We start from the raw sequence: 20,000 nt of genomic DNA on the forward strand, positions 1-20,000 counted from the left end.
CCGATGAAGATGCGCCTGACCCTGATCCAATGCCCGCCCGCCCAGGGCGGCGATATCGTCCGCGACCTCGGAACCGGCCGGCTGGTCATCGGCCGCGGCCCCGATTGCGACTGGGTGCTGAACGACACGGAGCGCGCGCTGTCCAAGGTCCACTGCATGGTGGAGTTCAAGGGCGGCGTCTACGTCGTCATCGACAGCTCGACCAACGGCGTCTTCCTGAACGACGCGCCGACCCCGATCGGCCGCGGCAATTCCGCGGTGGTGGGGGAGGGCGACCGGCTGCGGATGGGCGGCTTCGTCATGCGCGCCGGCTTCGCCGCGGAAGAGGCGCCAGCCGCCAACGACCCGTTCCTGGCGGTGCTGCGCGGCTCCGACGCCCCGTCGCGGCCGGTGGACGCCGCGGAGGGCGACGATCCCTTCGGCCTTCCGGCCTTCAACCGCGGCCCCATGTCGGTGATGCCGATCCCGGACGACGAGGATCTGTTCGGGGAGCCGTCCCGAACCGGCGATCCGTGGGGCGGCAAGCCGGCCGGCGGCTGGGAACCGACCGCGGCGCGCGGCGATGGCTATGGCCGCGACGACGACTGGCCGGGCTCGGCGCAGCCCGATTTCTCCCCCGGCAGCCTGGGCACCATCCGTGTGGCGACCGAGCAAGGCGGCTTCGGTCGCGAGACCGGCGCGGGCATGGGTGCCGGCAATGGCGCCACCGGGATCCCGGACGATTGGCTGGACGACCCGGCCGACCTGACGCCGGTCCCCCTGGCGCCGGCCCACCAGACACCGGCCCCGGCCTCTCCGTTCCAGGCTTCGGCTCCGCCGCCCGGACAGGCCGCCGCGCCCATCCTGCCGCCCGACGACTGGGCCGACGAGCCGCTGGTTCCCCCCGCCTTCGGAGCACGCCCGGCGCCGTCCGTGCCGCCTGCGACCGACCCCCTGGCCCGCACGCTGGCCGACGTCGTGCTGTCGCTGGTCCGGCGCCAGACGGCGCTGGAGGCGATGCTCGGCCTCGATCCGGAAGAGACTCTGGCGCTGGGCGACTCGATCCTGCTCCGTGCCGCCGACGCCGACGATGCGCTGGCCCGCCTGCGCGACCTGCCGGTGGCCGAGGCCGAGGCGCTGCTGCAGGCCGCCGCCGCGGACGCCGCCGCCCACCAATCGGCCCTGCTGGCCGCGGTGCGCGAACTGACGGGGGAGATGGCCGACGGCGGCACGCGGCTGGCCGCGCTCTATCGCCGGCTGCTGCCGATCCACCGTCACGCGCTCGGCGGCTGACGGAAGACGACGACCCATGGCAACGACCACCAGCCTGCAAGAGGAAAAGCGCCCATGAGTTGGGACGACAAGGTCATCTGGTCCGAGGGCATGTTCCTGCGGGCTCAGCATTTCCAGCAGCAGGACCGTTACCTCGAACGGCTGGTGCGTGGCCGGGTCGCCGGCATCCGTCCCTTCGCCTGGGGCATCAGCGAGCTGACGATCAACCGCGAGCTTCTCGCCGTCGGCAAGTTCGCCGTGCTGCGCTGCAAGGGGATCCTGGAGGACGGCACGCCGATCAACATCCCCGACGACGACGATCCGCCGCCGCCGCTCGACCTGCCGGAGACGCTGGCGAACAGCATCGTTTATCTGGCCTTGCCGACGCGCCAGCGCGGCGGCGTGGAGTTCGAGGTCGGCGAGAGCGCCGACGCCGCCACCCGCTATGTCGGCGAGGAGACCGAGACGGTCGATGCCGTCGCCGGATCGGCCAGCGTGTCGCGCATCCGCACCGGCCGCCTCCGCCTGCGCTACCGGCTGGAACGGCAGGAGCGCGCCGGCTACCACTGCCTCGGCCTCGCCCGCATCCAGGAGGTGCGGTCCGACCGCCGCGCCACGCTGGACGAGCGCTACATCCCGCCGGCCCTGAACGTCCAGGCGCTGGCGCCGCTGGCCGGCTTCGTCACCGAAATCCAGGGCCTGCTGAGCAGCCGGTCCGAGGCGCTGGCCGCCCGTGTCGCCGGGTCCAACGGGCGCGGCGCCGGCGAGATGGCCGATTTCCTGATGCTTCAGGTCGCCAACCGTTCGGAGCCGCTGTTCGCCAACATCGCCCGCATGCCCGACATCCATCCGGAACGGCTGCACGGCATGATGCTGTCGCTGGCGGGCGAGCTGTCCACCTTCACCGCGATCAACAAGCGCCCGCCCGCCTTCCCGCCCTACCGGCACGACGACCTCCAGGGCACGCTGGAACCGGTGATGGCGGAAATCCGCCGGTCGCTCAGCGCGGTGCTGGAACAGACCGCCATCCCGATCGACCTCCAGGAACGCAAATACGGCATCCGCGTCGGGACCATCGCCGACCGCTCGCTCATCACCACGGCGACCTTCGTGCTGGCGGTGCGGGCGGAGATGCCGGGCGAGGCCCTGCGCCGCAATTTCCCGGCCCTGGTGAAGATCGGACCGGTCGAACAAATTCGTGAGTTGGTGAATGTGCAGCTGCCCGGTATCCGGGTAAGACCCCTCCCTGTTGCCCCCCGCCAACTGCCCTATCATGCCGGTGCCGTGTATTTCGAACTCGAACGCGGTAGCCCGATTTGGAAACAGCTTGCAACGTCCGGCGGAATCGCGGTTCATCTGGCTGGTGACTTCCCCCAGGTGTCTATGGAGCTTTGGGCGATCCGTGGCTGACGCATCACCATTTGACCGGGTAGGGGAGCGATGAGGCTCGGCGGGGTGTTGGCCCTGCGCACGGGCGCCGTCATCGCCGCGACGGTGGCGACGGCCGTGCTTCTGTCGGTCGCCCTCTCCGGGCTGAAGTTCGAACAGAAGCTGCGCGAGGTCACCGCCTCCCGCCTGACCGTGGTGGCGGACGAGATGCGGCGCCGGGTCGAATACGGCCTGACTCTGGGGCTGGACCTGTCCGAACTGGTCGATCTGCAGGCTCAGGCCGAGCGCGCCGCCTCGGGCGGGGAGATCCTCGGCGTCGAGGTGGTCGACGACCGCGGCATCGTGCTGTTCGCCGCCGACCGCAACGTCGTCGGCCATCCCAGCCCGGTCCGTTGGACCGACGAGTTCGGCGCTACCCTGCGCCAGCGGATCGACGGCGACGTCCTGATCATCGGCACCGGTGTGCGCAACAGCTTCGGCCAGCCCGTGGGCGAGGTGATCCTGCGCTCGTCGCTGTCCGGGCTGCGGGCGCGGGTCGCGGCGGTCCAGGAGGGGCTGCGCCTTGGCACGCTGGCGCTGGTCGCCATTGCCGCGCTGGTGACTCTGGCCGCGGTTTTCATCGTCGTTCGCCAAGGCGGCGGACGGCGCGGGCTGGCCGCCGGCACCACCGGGCAAGGCGGTGATGCGGGATTGGTGGGCGATCGCCTGACTCATGGCATCGCTGGTGCCGACCGCGCCATGGAAGATTTCGAGCGGGAACTGGATGCCATGGCTCCGCTGGGCATCCCGTCGCCGCTGCCGAAAGGGGCCGCATCATGACCCGCGACGGCAAGGCCGTGTCGAAGCCGAAGCGCGACCCGATCAGCGCCCTGGTGCTGAGGCTGACCATCGTCACCGTGGCCGTCCTGCTTCTGGCGGCCGGAGCGGCGTCCTGGCTGTCGCTGCGCAGTTTCGATCCGCTGTTCCAGCCGGAACTGGCGCGCAAGGCGCAGACGGTCGGCGGCCTGATCGGGGCGCAGATCGACCGCGGCCTGGGCGTGCGGATCCCGCTGAACCGCATGACCGGCCTCGACGCCTTGCTGGCGGCGGAGGTGGAGCGCCACGACGACATCGCCTACATCGCGGTGACCGATCCCGTCGGCCATATCGTCGCCGCCGCGGGCAAGCCGCTCGCCGGGATCGCCGCCGTACCGGCCGAACGCCTGACCGGCCCCGCCGACGGACGGCTGGCGCGCGGCTTCATCGATGTCGAGAGGCCGCTGCTGGCGGCTGCCGCCGCCGGCGAACCGGCCGGGGCGCTGCATGTCGGCGTCGACAGCGCCTTCCTGGCGAAGGCTTCCACCGATCTGGCGCTCGACGTTCTGTCGGTGGTCATCGTCTCCGTCCTGCTGATCTTCGAGGTGCTGCAGCTGGTCGTAAATCTCGCCATGCGGCGGGTGCTGACCCTGCGGCTGCTGGCCGACCGGGCTGAGGAGGGCGATTTCCGCGCCACGTTGCCGGCCGTTTCCGGATCGGCGGGGCAAGCCGCCGCCACGGCCGCCGCCACCGACGACCGTGCGCTGGAAACAGGCGTGCGGGCCGCGCTCGACGGCGTGAACGCCCGCTATGCCGGGCTTGCCGCCCGGGTGGCGGAGCTGCGCCGCCGGCTGGGCAACGACGACCCGCGGGTCGACCGGGCGGAAGCCGGGCTGACGGCCCTCGCCGGCCGGTTCCGCTTCCGTGATCCTGCCTCCACGTCGCCGCCACCGGCGCCGCTGAACCTCGTCTTCCTGCGCTTGCCGGTCTTCCTGTTCTGCCTGTCGGAGGAGCTGTCGCGCCCCTTCCTGCCGGCCTATGCCAAGTCCTTTGCCGACGAGGTGCCGTGGCTGACGCCCGACATGGTGGTCAGCCTGCCGATCACGCTGTTCATGCTGATCTGGGCGCTGTCGCAGCCGGGGGGCGCCCGCTTCTCCGAACGCTGGGGCCGGGCGCGGTCCTTCGCCGTCGGGGCGCTGCTGGGCTCCGTCAGCCTGGCGCTGACCGCGTCGGCCGGGTCGCTGTTCGAGTTGATGCTGTGGCGCTGCCTGACGGCTCTCGGCTACGGTCTGGTCCTCATCACGGCGCAGGGCATCGTGGTGGACCACAGCACGCCGCGCAACCGTGCCGCCGGCATGGCGATGTTCATCGGCGCGCTGCTGGCGGCCGGCGTCTGCGGCCCGGTCGGCGGTGGCATCATCGCCGACCAGATCGGTTTCCGCGCCACCTTCCTGCTGGGCGCCGCGCTGGCGCTGGGGGCCGGCCTGTCGGTCAGCCTGCTTCTGCTGCGCGGCCGGGGCGCCGCACGCCCGCCGGCCGGCGCAGCCCCGCGCCCGGCGATGGGAAGCGCCCTGCCGCTGTTCCGCGATCTCCGCTTCTCCGCCCTGATGGTGCTGAGCGCGATCCCGACCAAGATCGCCTCCACCGCCTTCCTCTTCTGCCTCGTCCCGCTTCTGCTGACCGCCGACGGCGCCACCAAGGCCGAGATCGGCCGGGTGCAGATGATGTATTTCGTCGCCTTCATCCTGGTGTCGCCGCTGGCCGCCAGCCTGTCCGACCGCTGGCAGGCCCGGCGCGGCTTCATCGCCGCCGGCGGCATCGGCACGCTGGCGAGCTGTCTGCCCATCGTCGCCACCGATGCGCTGTGGGGGCCGCCGCTGGCCATCGCGCTGTTCGGCCTGTCCCAGGCGCTGGTCGGGGCGCCGCAACTGACGCTGGTTTCACAGATCGCCCGCGAGGGCGGTTTGCAGGAGACCGCAGCCATCGGCTGGTACCGGCTGATCGAGCGGCTGGGCGGTGCGCTCGGCCCGGTCACCGCGATGGCGGTGGCGGTCGCCACCTCCTACCGCGAGGCGATGCTCGGTATCGGCCTGCTGTGCGGGGCGAGCGCCCTGCTGTTCTGGATTCTCTTCCGCACCGGCCGGCCGGCCACCCCGGCATCCCGGCCGCAGGAGGCATGACCGCGATGTTCTTTGACGACGACCTCCTCAAGATTCGCCGGCGCTCGCTGCTGCGGCTTGCCGCCGCCGGCGGCCTTGCCTTGCCGAGCCTGCCGATCGCCGGGCGGGCGCTCGCCGCCGCGGTGCCGGACCGGACCTTCCGCATCACCATGGTCCTCGGCCGTGGCGAGAGCGACAACGAGTTCGGCTTCAAGGACTATCTGGCGCGCCGCGGGCTGAAGGTCGACTACACCATCCGCAACACCGGCGGCGACAACGGCAAGCTGCCGGGCATCATCGAAGAGATCAAGGACACCCGCCCCGATCTGATCTACAGCTGGGGCACGCCGCAGACCCGCGGCCTCCTCGGACCCTTCGACGGTGCCGATCCGCGCAAATACGTCACCGACATCCCCGTCGTCTTCACCTTCGTCGCCGCGCCGGTGGACGCGAAGATCGTGCCCGATCTCGGCCGGCCGGGGCGCAACGTCACCGGCACCATCCACATCGCGCCGATCGCGGTGCAGCTGAACACCATCCAGGCCTATCGCCCGATCAAGCGGCTGGGCGTCGTCTACAACCCGCAGGAACGCAACTCGGTCCTCACCATCGAGGGGCTGCGGGCGGAGTCGGCGCTGCGCGGGCTGGAGCTGATCGAGGAGCCGGTGCCGCTGAACGACCGCGGCGAGCCGATCTCCGCCGCGGTACCCGACGCGCTGGGCCGCGTGGCCAAGCGCGGGGCGGAGGTGCTGTATATCGGCCCCGACACCTTCATCGCCTTCCACAACCGCGCGGTCGTGGCGGCGGAGGCGTTGCGCCTGCGGCTGCCGACCTTTTCGGTGACGGAGCTGATCGTGCGCACCGACAAGGCGATGCTGGCCCTGGCGAGCAGCGCCTACGGCATCGGCCGCTTCACCGCCTTCAAGGCGGCGCAGATCCTGCTCGACGGCGTCAATCCGGCCGACATCCCGGTGGAAACGCTGAAGCGATTCTCCGTCATCATCAACATGCCCACCGTGCGGGCGCTCGAATATTACCCGCCCATCGGCCTGCTGAACTTCGCGGAAATCATCGAATCGTGAGTGGCGAATCAATTGTGAGTGGCGAATTATGAGCGTTCCGCCCCCTGTCGTCCTGCCGTTCGCCCCGGTCCCCCTGCGCGGCGACGCCGCGCGCGCGGTGGCCGCCGTCCGCCTGCGGGCGCTGGCCGCCGACCTGCCGGACGGGCTGGCCGTCCGCATGATGGATCTGGACGATTCCAGCCTGCTCGCCGATTTTCGCGTCCGCGTGGTGGCGACGCTGGAGGATCCCGACCATTACCGCATGGCCGGAGAGGTCGGAAATTTCGTCACCGACCATCTGGGCGACCGCGGCCTGACCGCCGGCATCTTCCGCGACGGGACGCTGGTCGCCTATGGCGCCCTCGGCCTGCCGTCCGGCGACTGCCCCAACCGCGGCCGCGACCTCGATCTGCCGGACGCGGAGCTGCCCTGGGTGGCGCACATGTCGTCCGCCATGGTCGACCCGTCGGAACGCGGGCGCGGCCTGCACCACCGGCTGATCGACTGGCGGATCGAGGTGGCGGAGGCGCTGGGCCGCAGGCACCTGATCACCACGGTCAGCACGCGCAACCACCGCAGCTGGGGCCATCTGGCCAGGCACGGCATCCATCCGAAGCGGCTGATCCGGGTCGGCGGCGATCTGGTGCGGCTGCTGGTCCACCGCGACTTCACCGTCGACCCGGTCTTCGACACCGCCAGCGCCGAGCTGGTGGCGGTGGACGAATTGGCGTCGCGCTGGGACGTGTTCGAGCGTGGCCATGTCTGGGGCCGCGTCGCGGTGGGCGAGGGGGCTTCGCTGCGCTGGTATGCGCTGTGCGGCCGTGAAAAGGGCTGAATCGGGGCGGACGCCGCCTGACGGCCGGCGGTTTGCCTGAAGGGGAAGACCGGGATGGGATCGGGGAGTTTCGGGGCGCGGCTGGCGGCATTCGTGGCGGTGGCGGTGTTCATCGCTGGGCTGTCCGCAGTCGTGCTGTGGACGCGCGAAGAGGCACGCCGCCTGGACGAGGCCGTGGCCTCCCAGGTCAACTTCGTGCTGAGCGAGGCCAAGGAATCGCTGGAAACCCAGCTGAACCTCGGCCTGGCGCTGGGCGACCTGCCGCAGGTCGAGACTTTGCTGGCCCGCGCCCGCGCCGCGCTTCCCGGCATCCAGTCCGTCGCCGTCCTGGACGAAGGCGGCACCATCCTCTTCTCCACCAACGCGGTGGAGGTCGGGGAGGCGCTGTCGTTCCGCCCCGCGGTGAATTCCGGTGGCCCCGACGGCGACGTGAGCGGCTTCTGGTCGGAGGAACGCGGGGCCGAGCGCGCCTACGGCGTCGGCCTCGCAACCAGCTTCGACACGGTGGCCGGCAGCGTCCTGGTGCGGATGCCGGCCGGCGCGATGGCGGAGCCGTTGCGCCATTACGCCCTGACCCTGTCCATCGGCGCCCTGCTGATCGCGGTGCCGCTGGCGCTGCTCGGCTGGCTGGCCGGGCTGCGGCTCGCCGCCGGACCGCGGCGGTCGCTCACCGACATCGCCGCCGTGCTGGAAGGGCTGGGGGAGGGACGCGCCGGTGCCGCTCCGTTATCGCCGGCTCAGTCTCCGGCCCAGTCTCCGGCCCAGGCGCTCGGCCTGCCGGTCCCCGCCTTCACCGACGCGGTGCGGCGGCGCCTGACCATCCTCGATGAGGCGGAGCGCGAAGTCGCCCGCCTGGACGAACTCGCATGAAGATCCGCAGCCACCGCCCCTTCATGATCGGCATCCCGGCCGCCATCCTGCTCGCGGCGGCGCTGGCGATGGCCGGGATCGGGCTGCTCGGCACCTGGCTGGCGCAGGACCAGCTGGGCGAGGCACGCGCCGCGAAGGCCGCCGCGGTGGCGGAAGCGGTGCAGCACGACCTCGAACGGGCCATCGGCTACGGCATTCCCCTTCCCCGCATCGAGGGGGTGGGCTCCTTCCTCCAGGGCATCGCCGGCCGCAACCCCGACATCGGCTTCCTGGCGCTGACCGCCGCCGACGGCGCGTTCCTGCAGGGCGCCGTGACGGCGGTGTCCGGCGGCTCGTCCCTCGACCACCGGGGGCTGGAAGCGCTGGCCGCTTCCTTCCGCGGGCTGGCGACGCCGGAGACCCGCGCGGCGACGCTCCAGCCGATCGAGCGCGACGGCTTCCTGATCCTGCGCGTGCCCGTCCGCGTCGGTCGACTGTCGTCGGAAGGCGGCGGCGGCGGGGCGAGCCAGCCGCCGGCCGGCCATGTGCTGGTCGGCGTCCAGCCGGGGCAGGTGCGGGGCCAGATCGCCCGGGAACTGGCGACGGTGGCGCTCGGCGCGCTGGCGGTTCTGCTGGTGCTGGCCGAGTTGGCCGGCGTGCTGGCCCGTGCCAGCTTCCGCGCGCCGCTGCGCCGGTTGGCCCGCGCGATGGAGGAGGCCGCGGCGGGACGCTTCGCCACGCTGCTGGGCCGCCGTCCGCGCGATCAGGTCGGCCGGCTGCTCTTCTCCTTCAACGCCCTCGTCTTCGGCCTGCACGACCGGCGCCAGCGTTTCGCCGCCCATGCCGACGAGGTGCGCGTCGCGGTCTTCGACGCGCAGGTCGCCGAGGCGGTCGAACGGACCCGGCGGTCGGCGCTGGAAGCGCTCGGCCCCGGCCTGGAGGCCGCTCCCCGCCGCGAGGTCGACGCACGCGCCGACGACATCCACTCCTTCGCGCTGCTGGCCGCGTCCGCCGCGGCGATGCTGGTTCCGGGCGCCGGCGGTGCGCCCGTCATCATGATCGCCCTTCTGCTCGCGGGCGCCGTCGCCGGCCATGCCGTTCCCGGCCGCTGGCGCCGGATCGCCGCCCTGCTGACCGCGCTGCTTCTGCTGGCGGCGGGCGTCGCGGCGTTCGCACTTCCGCCCTCATCCGGGGTGCCGGCCGCCGCGGCCGCTGCGCTGGCCGGCGGCATCGCAGCCGGGCTGGCGCTGTCCTATGTGCGGCGGCAGGCGACGGATGGCGGGCAGGTGCCGGTCCTGCGGGCGCTGGCGGTCGGTATCCTGGCGGCGCTGCTGTGGGCGGCGGCGGTCGACTGGGACGGCGGCATGCTCGCCGCATCCTCCCTGCTTCCCGCCGGGCTGGCCTTGCTGCTGGCGCGGCCCATCGTCGTTCCGCGGAGCTGAGAGGCCCCCATGCTGCTCCAGACCCGCATCATCCTGTTCGTCCTCGCCACCGTCACCGTGGTGGCCGGACTTCTCCTCGGCTTCTCCGCCCTGCGCGAGGACGCCGCCGATCACCGTGCGCGCGAGCTGGAACTCGCCCGGCTCGATACCTCCTGGCAACTCGCCGTGTCGGGCGCGGTCGGCCGCATCGACCAGGGGCTCGGCCGGCTTGCCGGCGACGCCGAGATCGCCCGCGCGGTCGAGGCGGAGGAGCGCGGTGCGCTCGACCGCCGCGTCGCCGCGCTGGGGATCGTCGCGGCCCCGGCCACCGGCGGCATCACCGACGTCAACCTGCTGTCGAAGGCGGGCGACCTGCTTTACAGCAGCGATCCGGCCTTCGACCCGGCGCCGTTGCTCAATCGCGGCTCCCTCGATGCCATCCTGTCCGGGCAGAAGCTGGCGCGCGGCGTCCGGCTGGTGGACGGGGACCGCATGGTGGTGGTGGCCGGCGTGCCGGTCTATGCCGGGACCGGGGCCGGCGGCGGGGCGGGCAGCGGAGCCGGAGTCGCCGGTGCCGCGGTGGCCGGGGTGGATTTCGCCGTGGCGCTCGACGTGCTGCGGCGCACCACCGGCGGGCGCGTCTTCGCCGTGACGCGCAACGGCGCTGCGCTGGACGGCGAGAGCGATCCGCTGTGGCCCGTGGTCAAGCCGCTGGTTCGCCCGGCCGACCGCAGCATCGCCTATGTCTCCGGCGGCGGGCGCCGCTATGCCCTCGCCAGCCTGCCGGTCGCCGATCTGGCCGGCGGCCGCGTCGCCACCGTGCTGATCGCCTCCGACGTCACCCAGGCGGTGGAGGAGCAGGCGCTGTGGTCCGTCGCCTATGTCGCCGCGGTCGGACTGGTTCTGCTGGGGGCGCTGGGATTGCTCTACGGCTTCCTGCGGCGGAACTTCTCGACGCTCGACGGGGCGGTGAAGGCGTTGCAGGATCTCTCCCGCGGCCGGTCGATGGGCTATGTCGAACTGCCGGCCGGCAACGACGAGATCGGCCGCATCGCCGGGGCGGTGGAGGTCTTCCGCGGCGTGATGCGCGAGATCGAGCGCAGCGCCGGCCAGCGCGAGCGCCGCCTGCGCCGCCAGCAGCGCTTCATCCGCCGCCAGATGGAGGCGTTGGCCGTCACCCTGGAGGAGGACGCCCGCCAGAACCTGCTGGAGGAGCTGCGCCAGATCGAGGCGGAGACCCACGACGCCCAGTCGGCCCAGTCCAAGGGGGTCGGCGACGAGCTCGGGCTGCTGGCACTGGGCTTCTCCCGTCTGGCGACGCGGGTCAGCACCCAGCAGGTGCAGCTGACCCAGATGGTGCGCGACCTGCGCGAGGCCCTGGCCGACAAGCGCCGGCTGATCAGCCTGCAGCAGGAGCTCGAGATCGCCCGGACCATGCAGCTGACCATCCTGCCCCAGGTCTTTCCCGACATGGCCGAGTTCGACATCGCCGCGCGGATGATCCCGGCCAAGGAGGTCGGCGGCGATTTCTACGACTTCTTCCCGATTTCCGAGCACAAGGTGGCGCTGGTCATCGCCGACGTGTCCGGCAAGGGCATCCCGGCCGCCTTCTTCATGCTGATCACCCGCACCATGCTGCGCGCCATCGCCGAGTCCGGAGTCGGCCCGGCCGAGACCATGCGCCGGGTCAACAACCTGCTGGCGGCGGAGAACGAGCAGATGATGTTTGTCACCGTCTTCTATGGCGAGCTGGATCTGCGCACCGGCGTGCTGGCCTTCTCCAACGGCGGCCACAACCCGCCGCTGCGCATGACCGCCGCCGGCGCGGTGAAGGAGCTGGAGCGCACCCCGGGCATCGCGCTGGCCGCCATGCCCGACATGCCCTTCGGCGAGAAGAGCGTGACGCTGGACACCGGCGACATGGTGGTGCTGTTCACCGACGGCGTCACCGAGGCCTTCAACGGCGAGGACGTGATGTACGGCGACACCCGCCTGGTCAGCGCGGTCGGACGGCAGGCCGACGCTTCGGTCCGCGACGGGCTGGACGGGGTGCTGGCCGACGTCGCCCGCTTCACCGCCGGCGCGCCGCAGTCCGACGACATCACCTGCCTGGTCCTGCGCTGGCGGGGAAGCACGGAGACTTCTCCCCTCCCCAATCGCCATGCGAACGAAGTCTGTGCATAGGCGGGGGTTGAAGGGCGGCCTTGAAGGGCGGGCATGATTTTTCGCACCGCGAATGCATCGTCGCGCGCTTATCGGCATGCTATAACCCCGAATATGGTAAGACGAGGCGAGGGACGGGTATGAATATTACCGAACAGACGGTCAACGGCATCACCGTGCTGCGGGCGGAGGGGCGGGTCGACAGCGGCAATGCCGGCGAATTCGAAACGGCCCTGCTGTCGGCGATGGGCGGCGAGGGCACGCGCCTCGTTGTCGATATGGCCCAGCTTTCCTACATCAGTTCAGCCGGGCTTCGCTGCCTGCTCGTCGCCGCTAAGGCGGCGCGGACGAAGCGCGGGTCGATCGCCCTGTCCGCCATGGCGCCGCATATCCGCGAGGTGTTCGACGTCAGCGGCTTCTCGTCGCTGTTCGAAATACACGCCGACGCAGAGGCTGCCGTGGCGGCGCTCGGCGGGTGAGGGCTGCGGGGTTGACTTTCGCCGGCCGGTGCCGGCTTTCCGATAGGGCGGTTCCCGAAACGGAACCGGTTGTGCGATGGTAAGTGCCAATCGGCCCAACATCCTGGTTGTCGAGGACTCGCCGGCCGTACGGCTCTCCGTGGCCGGCTATCTCGAGGGTCGGGGTTTCGAGGTGACGGAGGCGGAGAATGGACGGGCGGCCATCCGCGCGCTCGACCGACGCGTCTTCGATCTGATCGTCACCGACGTGCTGATGCCGGAAGTCGACGGAATCGAATTGATCAAGGCCGCCCGCAGCACCCAGCCGGACGTGAAGATTCTCGCCATGTCCGGCGGAGCCCCGAACATGCCGGCCGGTTATCTGCTGAAGATGACGCGCATGTTCAATGCGGATGAGATCATCTACAAGCCCTTCCTCAATGAAGAGTTGGGGGCTGCGGTTGCCCGCCTGCTCGACCGTCCGCCGCCAAATTAAGCAGATGCGGGCGTTTGCCCAATAATGGGGCGCAAAAGAAAGCGGCTTCGGTGCATGAAGCGCCGAAGCCGCAAGTGATGCGTGGAACCAACCGCTCCTCTCTACGCAAGTGCCGTGCCAGGATTCTCCGGACCGTCCCCAGCCGGCCGCTGAAATTCCGGAACGCCATCCGACCGCTCCTGTTGTTCGGGAAACAAGGAGGGCGTCGACACCGTTCGTGACGGGCCTCCTCGAGTCCAAGAATCCTGCAAGAGGGAGCCGACCACGATGGCGCAGTACGAGAATCGGTGGCGAGGCGAAGGCCGCGACTGGCGCGACGACGACCGGGAGCCGAACCGGCACCGCGACTGGGGCGAGACACCCAGGCGGACCGGCGTCTATGACCAGGATGACGGCCGGCAGTATGAGAGCCAGCACGAGAGCATGTATCGCCCGCAGGCCCATCGCCATCAGGACGAGCAGGGCCGCAACTACCGGGACGCCGGCTATGGCGGCCGCGTCGGCAACGAGTCGGGCGGCTTTGGCCGGGAGTCCCGCTATGACAGCGACGCCCGCCGCGACACGTCCCGTGAGACGGAACGGGTCTACGACCGCAACTTCGGCGGCGGCCGCGACATGAGCCGCGGCGGCTACGGCGCCGGCTATGGCGGGCGGTCTGGGTCGAGCGGCTACGGCGGCTATGCCGGTGCCGGCAATGCCGGGACGGAGGGCAATTATACCAGCCGCGACGTCGGCAACGCCGATTACCGCGACCAGGATTACGGCGTCCGCCCCTATGGGGAAACCGACCGCGGCGGTCGTGGCGGCAGCTCGCTCGGCTATGGCGGCCGCGACTATGGCGAACGCGATTACGGGGCCAGGGGCTATGGTTCCCAAGGCGGCGGCTACGAATCCGGCCGCGACCGCGGCGATTGGGATCGTGGCGACTGGAGCCGGCGCGACTTCGGCGGCAGCTCCGCCTCCAGCTACGGCGGTCGCGACCGCGGCGCCGGCCGCAGCCGCTCCTGGGGCGAAGATCGCGGCGGCATGTACCGCAGCCAGGAAAGCCGGGGCAGCTATGGCGAAGACCGCGGCCGCGGCGGCCAGCGCGGCTTCTGGGAACAGGCCGGCGACGAGATCGCCTCCTGGTTCGGCGACGATGATGCCGAACGGCGGCGCCATGAGGACGAGCGCCGCGCCCATCGCGGCCGCGGTCCCCGCGGCTACAGCCGGTCCGACGAGCGGGTGCGCGAGGATGTCAGCGACCGCCTGACCGACGACGCCTACATCGACGCCTCCGACATCGAGGTGACGGTCAGCAACGGCGAGGTGACGCTGACCGGCATGGTTCCCGACCGCCATACCAAGCGTCGGGCCGAGGATGTCGCCGAGTCGGTTTCCGGCGTCTCCCATGTGCAGAACAACCTGCGGGTCCGCAGCCAGGTCGGAAGCCAGGCCGCTTCCGGCTGGGGCAATTCCACCGGTGCCGGCGCCTCCGCCATGGCCAATGCGGGCACCGGCACCACCTCGTCGTTGAGCGCGACGAACAGCGGCCTCCAGGGCTCCGACACCACCGGCACCGGCGCCGGTGCGGGCCTGGGTGTGGGCACGGGCAGCAACACCGGCTCAAGCGCCCCCTCCGTCACCGGCACCGGTGCGGGGAGCAGCGGCGGCCCGGCCGGTGCCTCGGCCGGCACCGGGTCAATGGCAGGCTCGACCACCGGCGTGACCGGCTCCGTCGGCACCGGCCGTTCGTCCGCCACCCGGAGCTGATCGTCCGCGTCAAGCCGCTTTAGCGCAGGGGCGCGAAGCCCGGCCTTCCAGGCATTTCCGCCTCGGGAGGTCGGGCTTCGCGCCCTTTGCGTGTGCGCGGGACCAGCGAAGAAGCGGAGGGAGAGGAGGCTGTCGAACGGCGGGAGTCAGGGGCATTCCCAGCATGACGGCGAATTCATTTTTCTTGGATACTGGTTCCTTGACACTCTAAGGAACTCGACTATCGTCAGTTTTTGAAACCCGTGAGTTCCATTCATGCCTCTCGATGCGGAAGAGATACCCGACTGGCGCGCTCGGCGGCGCGAGGTGATCCTCAACGCCGCGGCGGAGCTGTTCGCCGGCCGCGACTACGCCTCAGTCCAGGTGGAGGAGGTCGCGAAGCGGGCCGGCGTCGGCAAGGCGACGCTGTACCGCTACTTCCCCTCCAAGGAAGAGCTGTATCTGGAATCGCTGGAACGCGCACTCGGCGGGCTGGAGCATAAGCTGAACGCCGAGCTGGCGCCGCAGCAGGTTCCTGCCTCCGTCCGCCTGTCGGCGATGGTTTCCGCCCTGGTCGACACGCTGAGCGAGCAGCTGCAGACGCTCAAGCTGCTGGGCGGCGACCAGTCCGATCTGGCCGACCGCACCCGCCGCATCCTGCGACGCCGCAGCCAGCGCACCGCGACGGCACTGCAGCAGGTGCTGGCCGACGGCATGAATTCCGGCGAGTTCCGCAAGGTCGATCTGGAAATCGTGCCTCTGCTGATCATCGGCATGGTCCGCGGCGGGATCATGCAGCTGGGCGACCGCCCGCGCGAGGCGCTGGAACGCTCGGTCATCGACATTCTCATGTCCGGCATCACCAACCTGCCCCCTTTCATCTAAGCGCATGCCGGCCTCTGGCTCCGGCGTCTGGAGTCCCATCGTATGAGACGGTTTTTCCTGGTCCTGCTGGTCGCCGCGCTGATCGGCGGCGGCGGGTACTATTGGTATGCGACCCACAAGGGCGGGGCGGACATCCGGACGGCGGCAGACGGGGCGAAACCGCAGGCGAACGCATCGGCCGCAACCGCCCGGGCGGTGCCCGTGGTCACCCAGACGGTGTCGATCCAGGCCGTGCCGGAACAGATCGTCACCATCGGCAGCGTCCAGCCGATCGCCGCCATCGCCATCAAGGCCCGCGTCGACAGCGCCGTGGAATCGGTCGCCTTCACCGAAGGGCAGGAGGTGAAGACCGGCGACACGCTGTTCACGCTCGACAGCCGCTCGCTGGACGCCCAGCTCCGCCAAGCCCAGGCCAATCTTGAACGCGACCGCGCCAACCTGGAAAAGGCCAAGGGCGACGTGAAGCGCTATGCCGAGCTGGTGCGGACCAGCGCCATCTCCCGCACCACCTACGACGCCGCCGTCGCCACCTCCGACGCGCTGGAAGGCACGGTGAAGGCCGACCTCGCTGCGATCGAGGCGGCGAAGGTCTCTCTCAGTTTCACCCGCATCACCGCACCGATGGACGGCCGCACCGGTACGGTGAACGCCAAGGTCGGCGCCATGGTCCGGGCCGCCGACACCAACCCGCTGGTCACCCTGACCCAGCTTCGGCCGATCAACGTCTCCTTCAACGTCCCGGAAAAGCATCTGCCGGCGATCCGCGCCGCGATGGCCGCCGGGTCGCTTTCCGTCACCGCCAGCATCGCCGGCGGGCATGGCGAGAAGGCCGAAGGCAAGCTGTCCTTCGTCGACAGCCAAGTCGATCAGCAGACCGGCACCATCCTGGTGAAGGGCGAGTTCCCGAACGCCGACACCCGGCTGTGGCCGGGCCAGTTCGTCGACACCGTCCTGACCCTGCGGGTCGAACAGGACGCCCTGACCATCGCCGATCTGGCGGTGCAGACCGGCCAGAAGGGCCGCTTCGTCTATGTCGTGAAGGCCGACGAGACGGTGGAGGTCCGCCCGGTCACCGTCGAGCGCAACCATGGCGGCCTCAGCGTCGTCGCTTCCGGCCTGAAGGCCGGTGAGCGCGTGGTGGTCGACGGCCAGTCGCGCCTGTTCCCCGGCGCCAAGATCACCGAGAAGGCCGGCGGCAAGCCTGCCGCACCGGCCGGCGGCGAGACCGCCGAAGGCGGCCGGCAGCAGGGCTCCGCCGCCCAGGACGCCGCGGCGCGTAGCACCATGACCCAAGGCAAGAGCACCGGGGGTGCGACGTGAACCTCTCCGAACTCTGCATCCGCCGTCCGGTGATGACCATTCTCCTGACGGCGGCCCTGATCCTCGGCGGTCTGGCGGCCTACCGCCAGCTGCCGACCGCGGCGTTGCCGCGGGTGGACTTCCCGGTGGTCAGCGTCACCGCGACCTTGCCGGGCGCCTCGCCCGAGACGATGGCGGCGTCGGTCGCCAGCCCGCTGGAGCGCGAGTTCTCCACCATCGCCGGCATCGACACCATCACGTCGAACAGCACGCTCGGCAACACCAGCATCATCATCCAGTTCGTGCTGGAACGCGACATCGACGCGGCGGCGGCCGACGTGCAGGCGGCCATCGCCCGCACCCAGCGCCGCCTGCCGGCGGAGATGACGACCCCGCCCAGCTACCGCAAGGTCAACCCGGCCGACCAGCCGATCCTGTTCCTCTCGCTGAATTCGCCGACCTTGCCGCTGGCGAAGCTGAACGACATCGCCGAGACGCTGATCCAGCCCAAGGTCGCGACCTTGCCGGGCGTGGCCCAGGTGCAGATCTACGGCTCGCAGAAATACGCGGTGCGGGTCCAGGTCAATCCGAACGCGCTGGCTTTGCGCGGCATCGGCATCGACGAGCTGCAGAAGGCGCTGGCCGCGGCCAACGCCAACACCCCCGTCGGCACCCTGACCGGCCAGCAGCAGCAGCTGGTGATCGCCGCCAACCCGCAGCTTCCCGATGCCGCCGCCTTCCGCGAGTTGATCGTCGCCTACCGCAACAGCGCCCCCGTCCGGCTGGGCGACGTGGCGAAGGTGCTGGACAGCGTCGAGAACGACCGCACCGCCAGCTGGCTGAACGGCACCCGCAGCATCATGCTGGCGGTCCAGCGCCAGCCCGACGCCAACACGGTCGACGTGGTCGATCGCGTCCGTGCCCTGGTGCCGGTGTTCCAGGCGCAGCTTCCGGCCGCCGCCGCCATCCAGGTGGTCAACGACCGCTCGGAATCGATCCGTCAGGCGGTGGAGGATGTGCAGTTCACGCTCGGCCTGACCATCGTGCTGGTCGTGCTGGTGATCTTCCTCTTCCTGCGCCGCCTGTCGGCGACGCTGATCCCGGCTCTCGCCGTGCCGATCTCGCTGATCGCGACGGCGGGCGGCATGCATCTTCTGGGCTTCTCGGTCGACAACATCTCGCTGATGGCGCTGACGCTGGCGGTCGGCCTCGTCGTCGACGACGCCATCGTGATGATGGAGAACATCGTCCGCTACGTCGAAGAGGGCATGAAGCCCTTCGAGGCCGCCATCAAGGGCTCGCGCGAGATCGGCTTCACCATCCTGTCGATCACCCTGTCGCTGGTCGCGGTCTTCATTCCGATCCTGCTGATGGGCGGGGTGGTCGGGCGGCTGTTCCACGAATTCGCCCTGGTCGTCACCATGTCGATCGGCGCGTCGGCCTTCGTGTCGCTGACGCTGACGCCGATGATGTGCTCGCGCTTCCTCACCCACGCCCACGACCAGAAGGAGAATTGGTTCGGCCGCATGCTGGAGGGAGGCTTCTCCGCCCTGCTGAACGGTTACGGCCGCACCTTGCGCTGGACCCTGCGCCACCGGCCGCTGATGGGGCTGGTGATGATCGCCACCGTCGTCGGCACGGTCCTGTTCTACCAGGCGATCCCCAAGGGCTTCTTCCCGACCGAGGATATCGGCCAGATCCAGGTGACCACCGAGGCGCGGGCCGACATCGCCTTCCCGTCGATGGCCGAACGCCAGCAGCAGGTCGCCGCGATCATGAAGGCCAATCCGGCGGTGGTCGACGTCATCTCCTCCGTCGGCGTCGGCGGCAGCACCGGCAACCAGGGCCGCATGTTCATCACCTTGAAGCCGCGCGACGAGCGCCCGTCGGCGACCGAGGTGATCCAGCAGATTCGCCGGCAGGTCAACGGCATCCCCGGCATGGCGGTCTACATGCAGCCGGTGCAGAACCTGCGCATCGGCGGACGCGCGTCCAAGAGCCTCTACCAGTACACCATCCAGGGTCTCGACCTCGACGAGCTGTACCAGTGGTCCGGCCGGCTGGAGCAGGCCCTGCGCGGCATCCCCATCCTGCAGGACGTCACCAGCGACCTCCAGCTGAACAACCCGCAGGCCTATGTCCACATCGACCGCGAGAAGGCGGCGACGCTGGGCATCGGCGTCGATCAGGTGCGCTCCACCCTCTACAGCGCCTTCGGCCAGCGGCAGGTCTCGACCATCTACACCCCCAGCAACGACTATCAGGTGATGATCGAGCTGGAGCCGAGATACCAGGGCGACGACAGTTCGCTGTCGCGCATCTATGTCCGCTCCGCCACGTCCGGCAAGCTGGTGCCGCTCGACGCCTTCGCCCGGGTGGAGCGCACCGCCGGTCCGCTGGCGGTCAACCACCAGGGCCAGCTTCCGGCGGTCACGCTGTCGTTCAACCTGTCGCCCGGCGCCTCGCTGGGACAGGCCGTCGACCTGATCCGCGGGGCGGAGCGCGACATGGGCCTGCCGGCCACCATCACCACCGGCTTCGCCGGCACCGCCCAGGTGTTCCAGGACGCCCAGTCGGGTCAGGCGCTCCTGCTGTCGGCGGCGGTGCTGGTGATCTACATCGTGCTCGGCGTGCTGTACGAGAGCTTCATCCACCCGCTGACCATCCTGTCGGGCCTGCCGTCTGCGGCGATCGGCGCGCTCGCCACGCTGATGCTGTTCGATGTCGAACTCAGCGTCATCGCCATCATCGGCATCCTGATGCTGATCGGCATCGTGAAGAAGAACGCGATCATGATGATCGATTTCGCGGTGGAGGCCCGGCGCAACGGCATGTCGGCGCGCGACGCCATCGAGCAGGCCTGCCTGCTGCGCTTCCGCCCGATCATCATGACGACGATGGCGGCGATCATGGGCACCCTGCCCATCGCCATCGCCCATGGCGCCGCCGCCGAACTGCGTCAGCCCTTGGGCCTCGCCGTGGTCGGCGGCCTGTGCGTGTCGCAGGTGCTGACGCTCTACATCACACCGTCGCTCTACCTCTACATGGAGGATCTCGGCCAGTTCGTCGGTACCCTGTTCCGCGGCCGCAAGGCGGACATCCCCCACGGCCCGATGCCGGCGGGTGGAGACGACTGATCGCTTCTGGATGCGGCGATCCAGAGTCGTATCTTTGCCATGGCCTTGTCCCGGCGGCTTCCGATCCCGAC

15 protein-coding genes are annotated in these 20,000 nt (G+C 70.3%); all 15 read left to right on the plus strand.

Translation table 11 applies throughout. From position 1 onward, the window contains the following. Nucleotides 1-3 precede the first annotated feature (3 nt). A complete protein-coding gene (locus tag JHL17_RS04235; protein ID WP_200190807.1) occupies nt 4-1,272 on the plus strand; it encodes a type VI secretion system-associated FHA domain protein in 1,269 nt (422 codons plus the stop codon). Nucleotides 1,273-1,326: 54 nt separating this feature from the next. Next, the gene (gene tssK, locus JHL17_RS04240; protein ID WP_200190808.1) at nt 1,327-2,661 is read left to right on the plus strand and encodes a type VI secretion system baseplate subunit TssK; all 1,335 of its coding nucleotides are present in this window, start codon (nt 1,327-1,329) and stop codon (nt 2,659-2,661) included. A gap of 30 nt (nt 2,662-2,691) precedes the next feature. Beyond that, complete coding sequence (locus tag JHL17_RS04245; RefSeq protein ID WP_200190809.1) at nt 2,692-3,459, plus strand: hypothetical protein; 768 nt, start codon at nt 2,692-2,694, stop codon at nt 3,457-3,459. Beyond that, complete coding sequence (locus JHL17_RS04250) at nt 3,456-5,615, plus strand: MFS transporter (RefSeq protein WP_200190810.1); 2,160 nt, start codon at nt 3,456-3,458, stop codon at nt 5,613-5,615. The genes JHL17_RS04245 and JHL17_RS04250 overlap by 4 nt, the downstream gene beginning before the upstream one ends. Next, nucleotides 5,612-6,676 (plus strand): ABC transporter substrate-binding protein, encoded by a 1,065-nt coding sequence (locus tag JHL17_RS04255; protein WP_200190811.1) that lies wholly within the window; start codon nt 5,612-5,614, stop codon nt 6,674-6,676. Before JHL17_RS04250 ends, JHL17_RS04255 begins: the two co-directional genes overlap by 4 nt. A gap of 28 nt (nt 6,677-6,704) precedes the next feature. Beyond that, the gene (locus tag JHL17_RS04260) at nt 6,705-7,490 is read left to right on the plus strand and encodes a GNAT family N-acetyltransferase (protein ID WP_200190812.1); all 786 of its coding nucleotides are present in this window, start codon (nt 6,705-6,707) and stop codon (nt 7,488-7,490) included. Between the two features lie 54 nt (nt 7,491-7,544). Next, nucleotides 7,545-8,360, plus strand: a complete 816-nt coding sequence (locus tag JHL17_RS04265; RefSeq protein WP_200190813.1) for a hypothetical protein — start codon at nt 7,545-7,547, stop codon at nt 8,358-8,360. Continuing rightward, nucleotides 8,357-9,781 carry a HAMP domain-containing protein gene (locus JHL17_RS04270; RefSeq protein WP_200190814.1) on the plus strand — a complete coding sequence of 475 codons (1,425 nt, stop codon included), beginning with the start codon at nt 8,357-8,359 and terminating at the stop codon, nt 9,779-9,781. Before JHL17_RS04265 ends, JHL17_RS04270 begins: the two co-directional genes overlap by 4 nt. Before the next feature lie 9 nt (nt 9,782-9,790). Further along, the gene (locus JHL17_RS04275; RefSeq protein ID WP_200190815.1) at nt 9,791-11,944 is read left to right on the plus strand and encodes a PP2C family protein-serine/threonine phosphatase; all 2,154 of its coding nucleotides are present in this window, start codon (nt 9,791-9,793) and stop codon (nt 11,942-11,944) included. Between the two features lie 119 nt (nt 11,945-12,063). Beyond that, nucleotides 12,064-12,402 (plus strand): STAS domain-containing protein, encoded by a 339-nt coding sequence (locus JHL17_RS04280; protein ID WP_200190816.1) that lies wholly within the window; start codon nt 12,064-12,066, stop codon nt 12,400-12,402. A gap of 76 nt (nt 12,403-12,478) precedes the next feature. Continuing rightward, nucleotides 12,479-12,877: a response regulator gene (locus JHL17_RS04285; protein ID WP_200190817.1), complete on the plus strand. Its 399-nt coding sequence runs from the start codon at nt 12,479-12,481 to the stop codon at nt 12,875-12,877. Between the two features lie 267 nt (nt 12,878-13,144). Further along, on the plus strand, nt 13,145-14,629 hold the full coding sequence (locus JHL17_RS04290; RefSeq protein WP_200190818.1) for a BON domain-containing protein: 1,485 nt from the start codon (nt 13,145-13,147) through the stop codon (nt 14,627-14,629). A 255-nt stretch (nt 14,630-14,884) separates the two neighbouring features. After that, nucleotides 14,885-15,493: a TetR/AcrR family transcriptional regulator gene (locus JHL17_RS04295; RefSeq protein ID WP_200190819.1), complete on the plus strand. Its 609-nt coding sequence runs from the start codon at nt 14,885-14,887 to the stop codon at nt 15,491-15,493. A gap of 42 nt (nt 15,494-15,535) precedes the next feature. Beyond that, nucleotides 15,536-16,813 (plus strand): efflux RND transporter periplasmic adaptor subunit, encoded by a 1,278-nt coding sequence (locus JHL17_RS04300; RefSeq protein ID WP_200190820.1) that lies wholly within the window; start codon nt 15,536-15,538, stop codon nt 16,811-16,813. After that, the gene (locus tag JHL17_RS04305) at nt 16,810-19,929 is read left to right on the plus strand and encodes an efflux RND transporter permease subunit (protein ID WP_200190821.1); all 3,120 of its coding nucleotides are present in this window, start codon (nt 16,810-16,812) and stop codon (nt 19,927-19,929) included. Before JHL17_RS04300 ends, JHL17_RS04305 begins: the two co-directional genes overlap by 4 nt. Nucleotides 19,930-20,000 lie beyond the last annotated feature (71 nt).

This window comes from Azospirillum endophyticum, assembly GCF_016595245.1.
GTDB lineage: Bacteria > Pseudomonadota > Alphaproteobacteria > Azospirillales > Azospirillaceae > Azospirillum > Azospirillum endophyticum.

Excerpts from the sequence above, each read along its gene's own strand:
- JHL17_RS04285 (WP_200190817.1), top strand. The coding sequence starts at position 12,479 with ATGGTAAGTGCCAATCGGCCCAACATCCTGGTTGTCGAGGACTCGCCG.
- JHL17_RS04260 (WP_200190812.1), top strand. The coding sequence starts at position 6,705 with ATGAGCGTTCCGCCCCCTGTCGTCCTGCCGTTCGCCCCGGTCCCCCTG.
- JHL17_RS04250 (WP_200190810.1), top strand. The coding sequence starts at position 3,456 with ATGACCCGCGACGGCAAGGCCGTGTCGAAGCCGAAGCGCGACCCGATC.
- JHL17_RS04300 (WP_200190820.1), top strand. The coding sequence starts at position 15,536 with ATGAGACGGTTTTTCCTGGTCCTGCTGGTCGCCGCGCTGATCGGCGGC.
- JHL17_RS04295 (WP_200190819.1), top strand. The coding sequence starts at position 14,885 with ATGCCTCTCGATGCGGAAGAGATACCCGACTGGCGCGCTCGGCGGCGC.
- JHL17_RS04265 (WP_200190813.1), top strand. The coding sequence starts at position 7,545 with ATGGGATCGGGGAGTTTCGGGGCGCGGCTGGCGGCATTCGTGGCGGTG.
- JHL17_RS04275 (WP_200190815.1), top strand. The coding sequence starts at position 9,791 with ATGCTGCTCCAGACCCGCATCATCCTGTTCGTCCTCGCCACCGTCACC.
- JHL17_RS04270 (WP_200190814.1), top strand. The coding sequence starts at position 8,357 with ATGAAGATCCGCAGCCACCGCCCCTTCATGATCGGCATCCCGGCCGCC.
- JHL17_RS04280 (WP_200190816.1), top strand. The coding sequence starts at position 12,064 with ATGAATATTACCGAACAGACGGTCAACGGCATCACCGTGCTGCGGGCG.
- JHL17_RS04290 (WP_200190818.1), top strand. The coding sequence starts at position 13,145 with ATGGCGCAGTACGAGAATCGGTGGCGAGGCGAAGGCCGCGACTGGCGC.
- tssK (WP_200190808.1), top strand. The coding sequence starts at position 1,327 with ATGAGTTGGGACGACAAGGTCATCTGGTCCGAGGGCATGTTCCTGCGG.
- JHL17_RS04255 (WP_200190811.1), top strand. The coding sequence starts at position 5,612 with ATGACCGCGATGTTCTTTGACGACGACCTCCTCAAGATTCGCCGGCGC.
- JHL17_RS04235 (WP_200190807.1), top strand. The coding sequence starts at position 4 with ATGAAGATGCGCCTGACCCTGATCCAATGCCCGCCCGCCCAGGGCGGC.
- JHL17_RS04245 (WP_200190809.1), top strand. The coding sequence starts at position 2,692 with ATGAGGCTCGGCGGGGTGTTGGCCCTGCGCACGGGCGCCGTCATCGCC.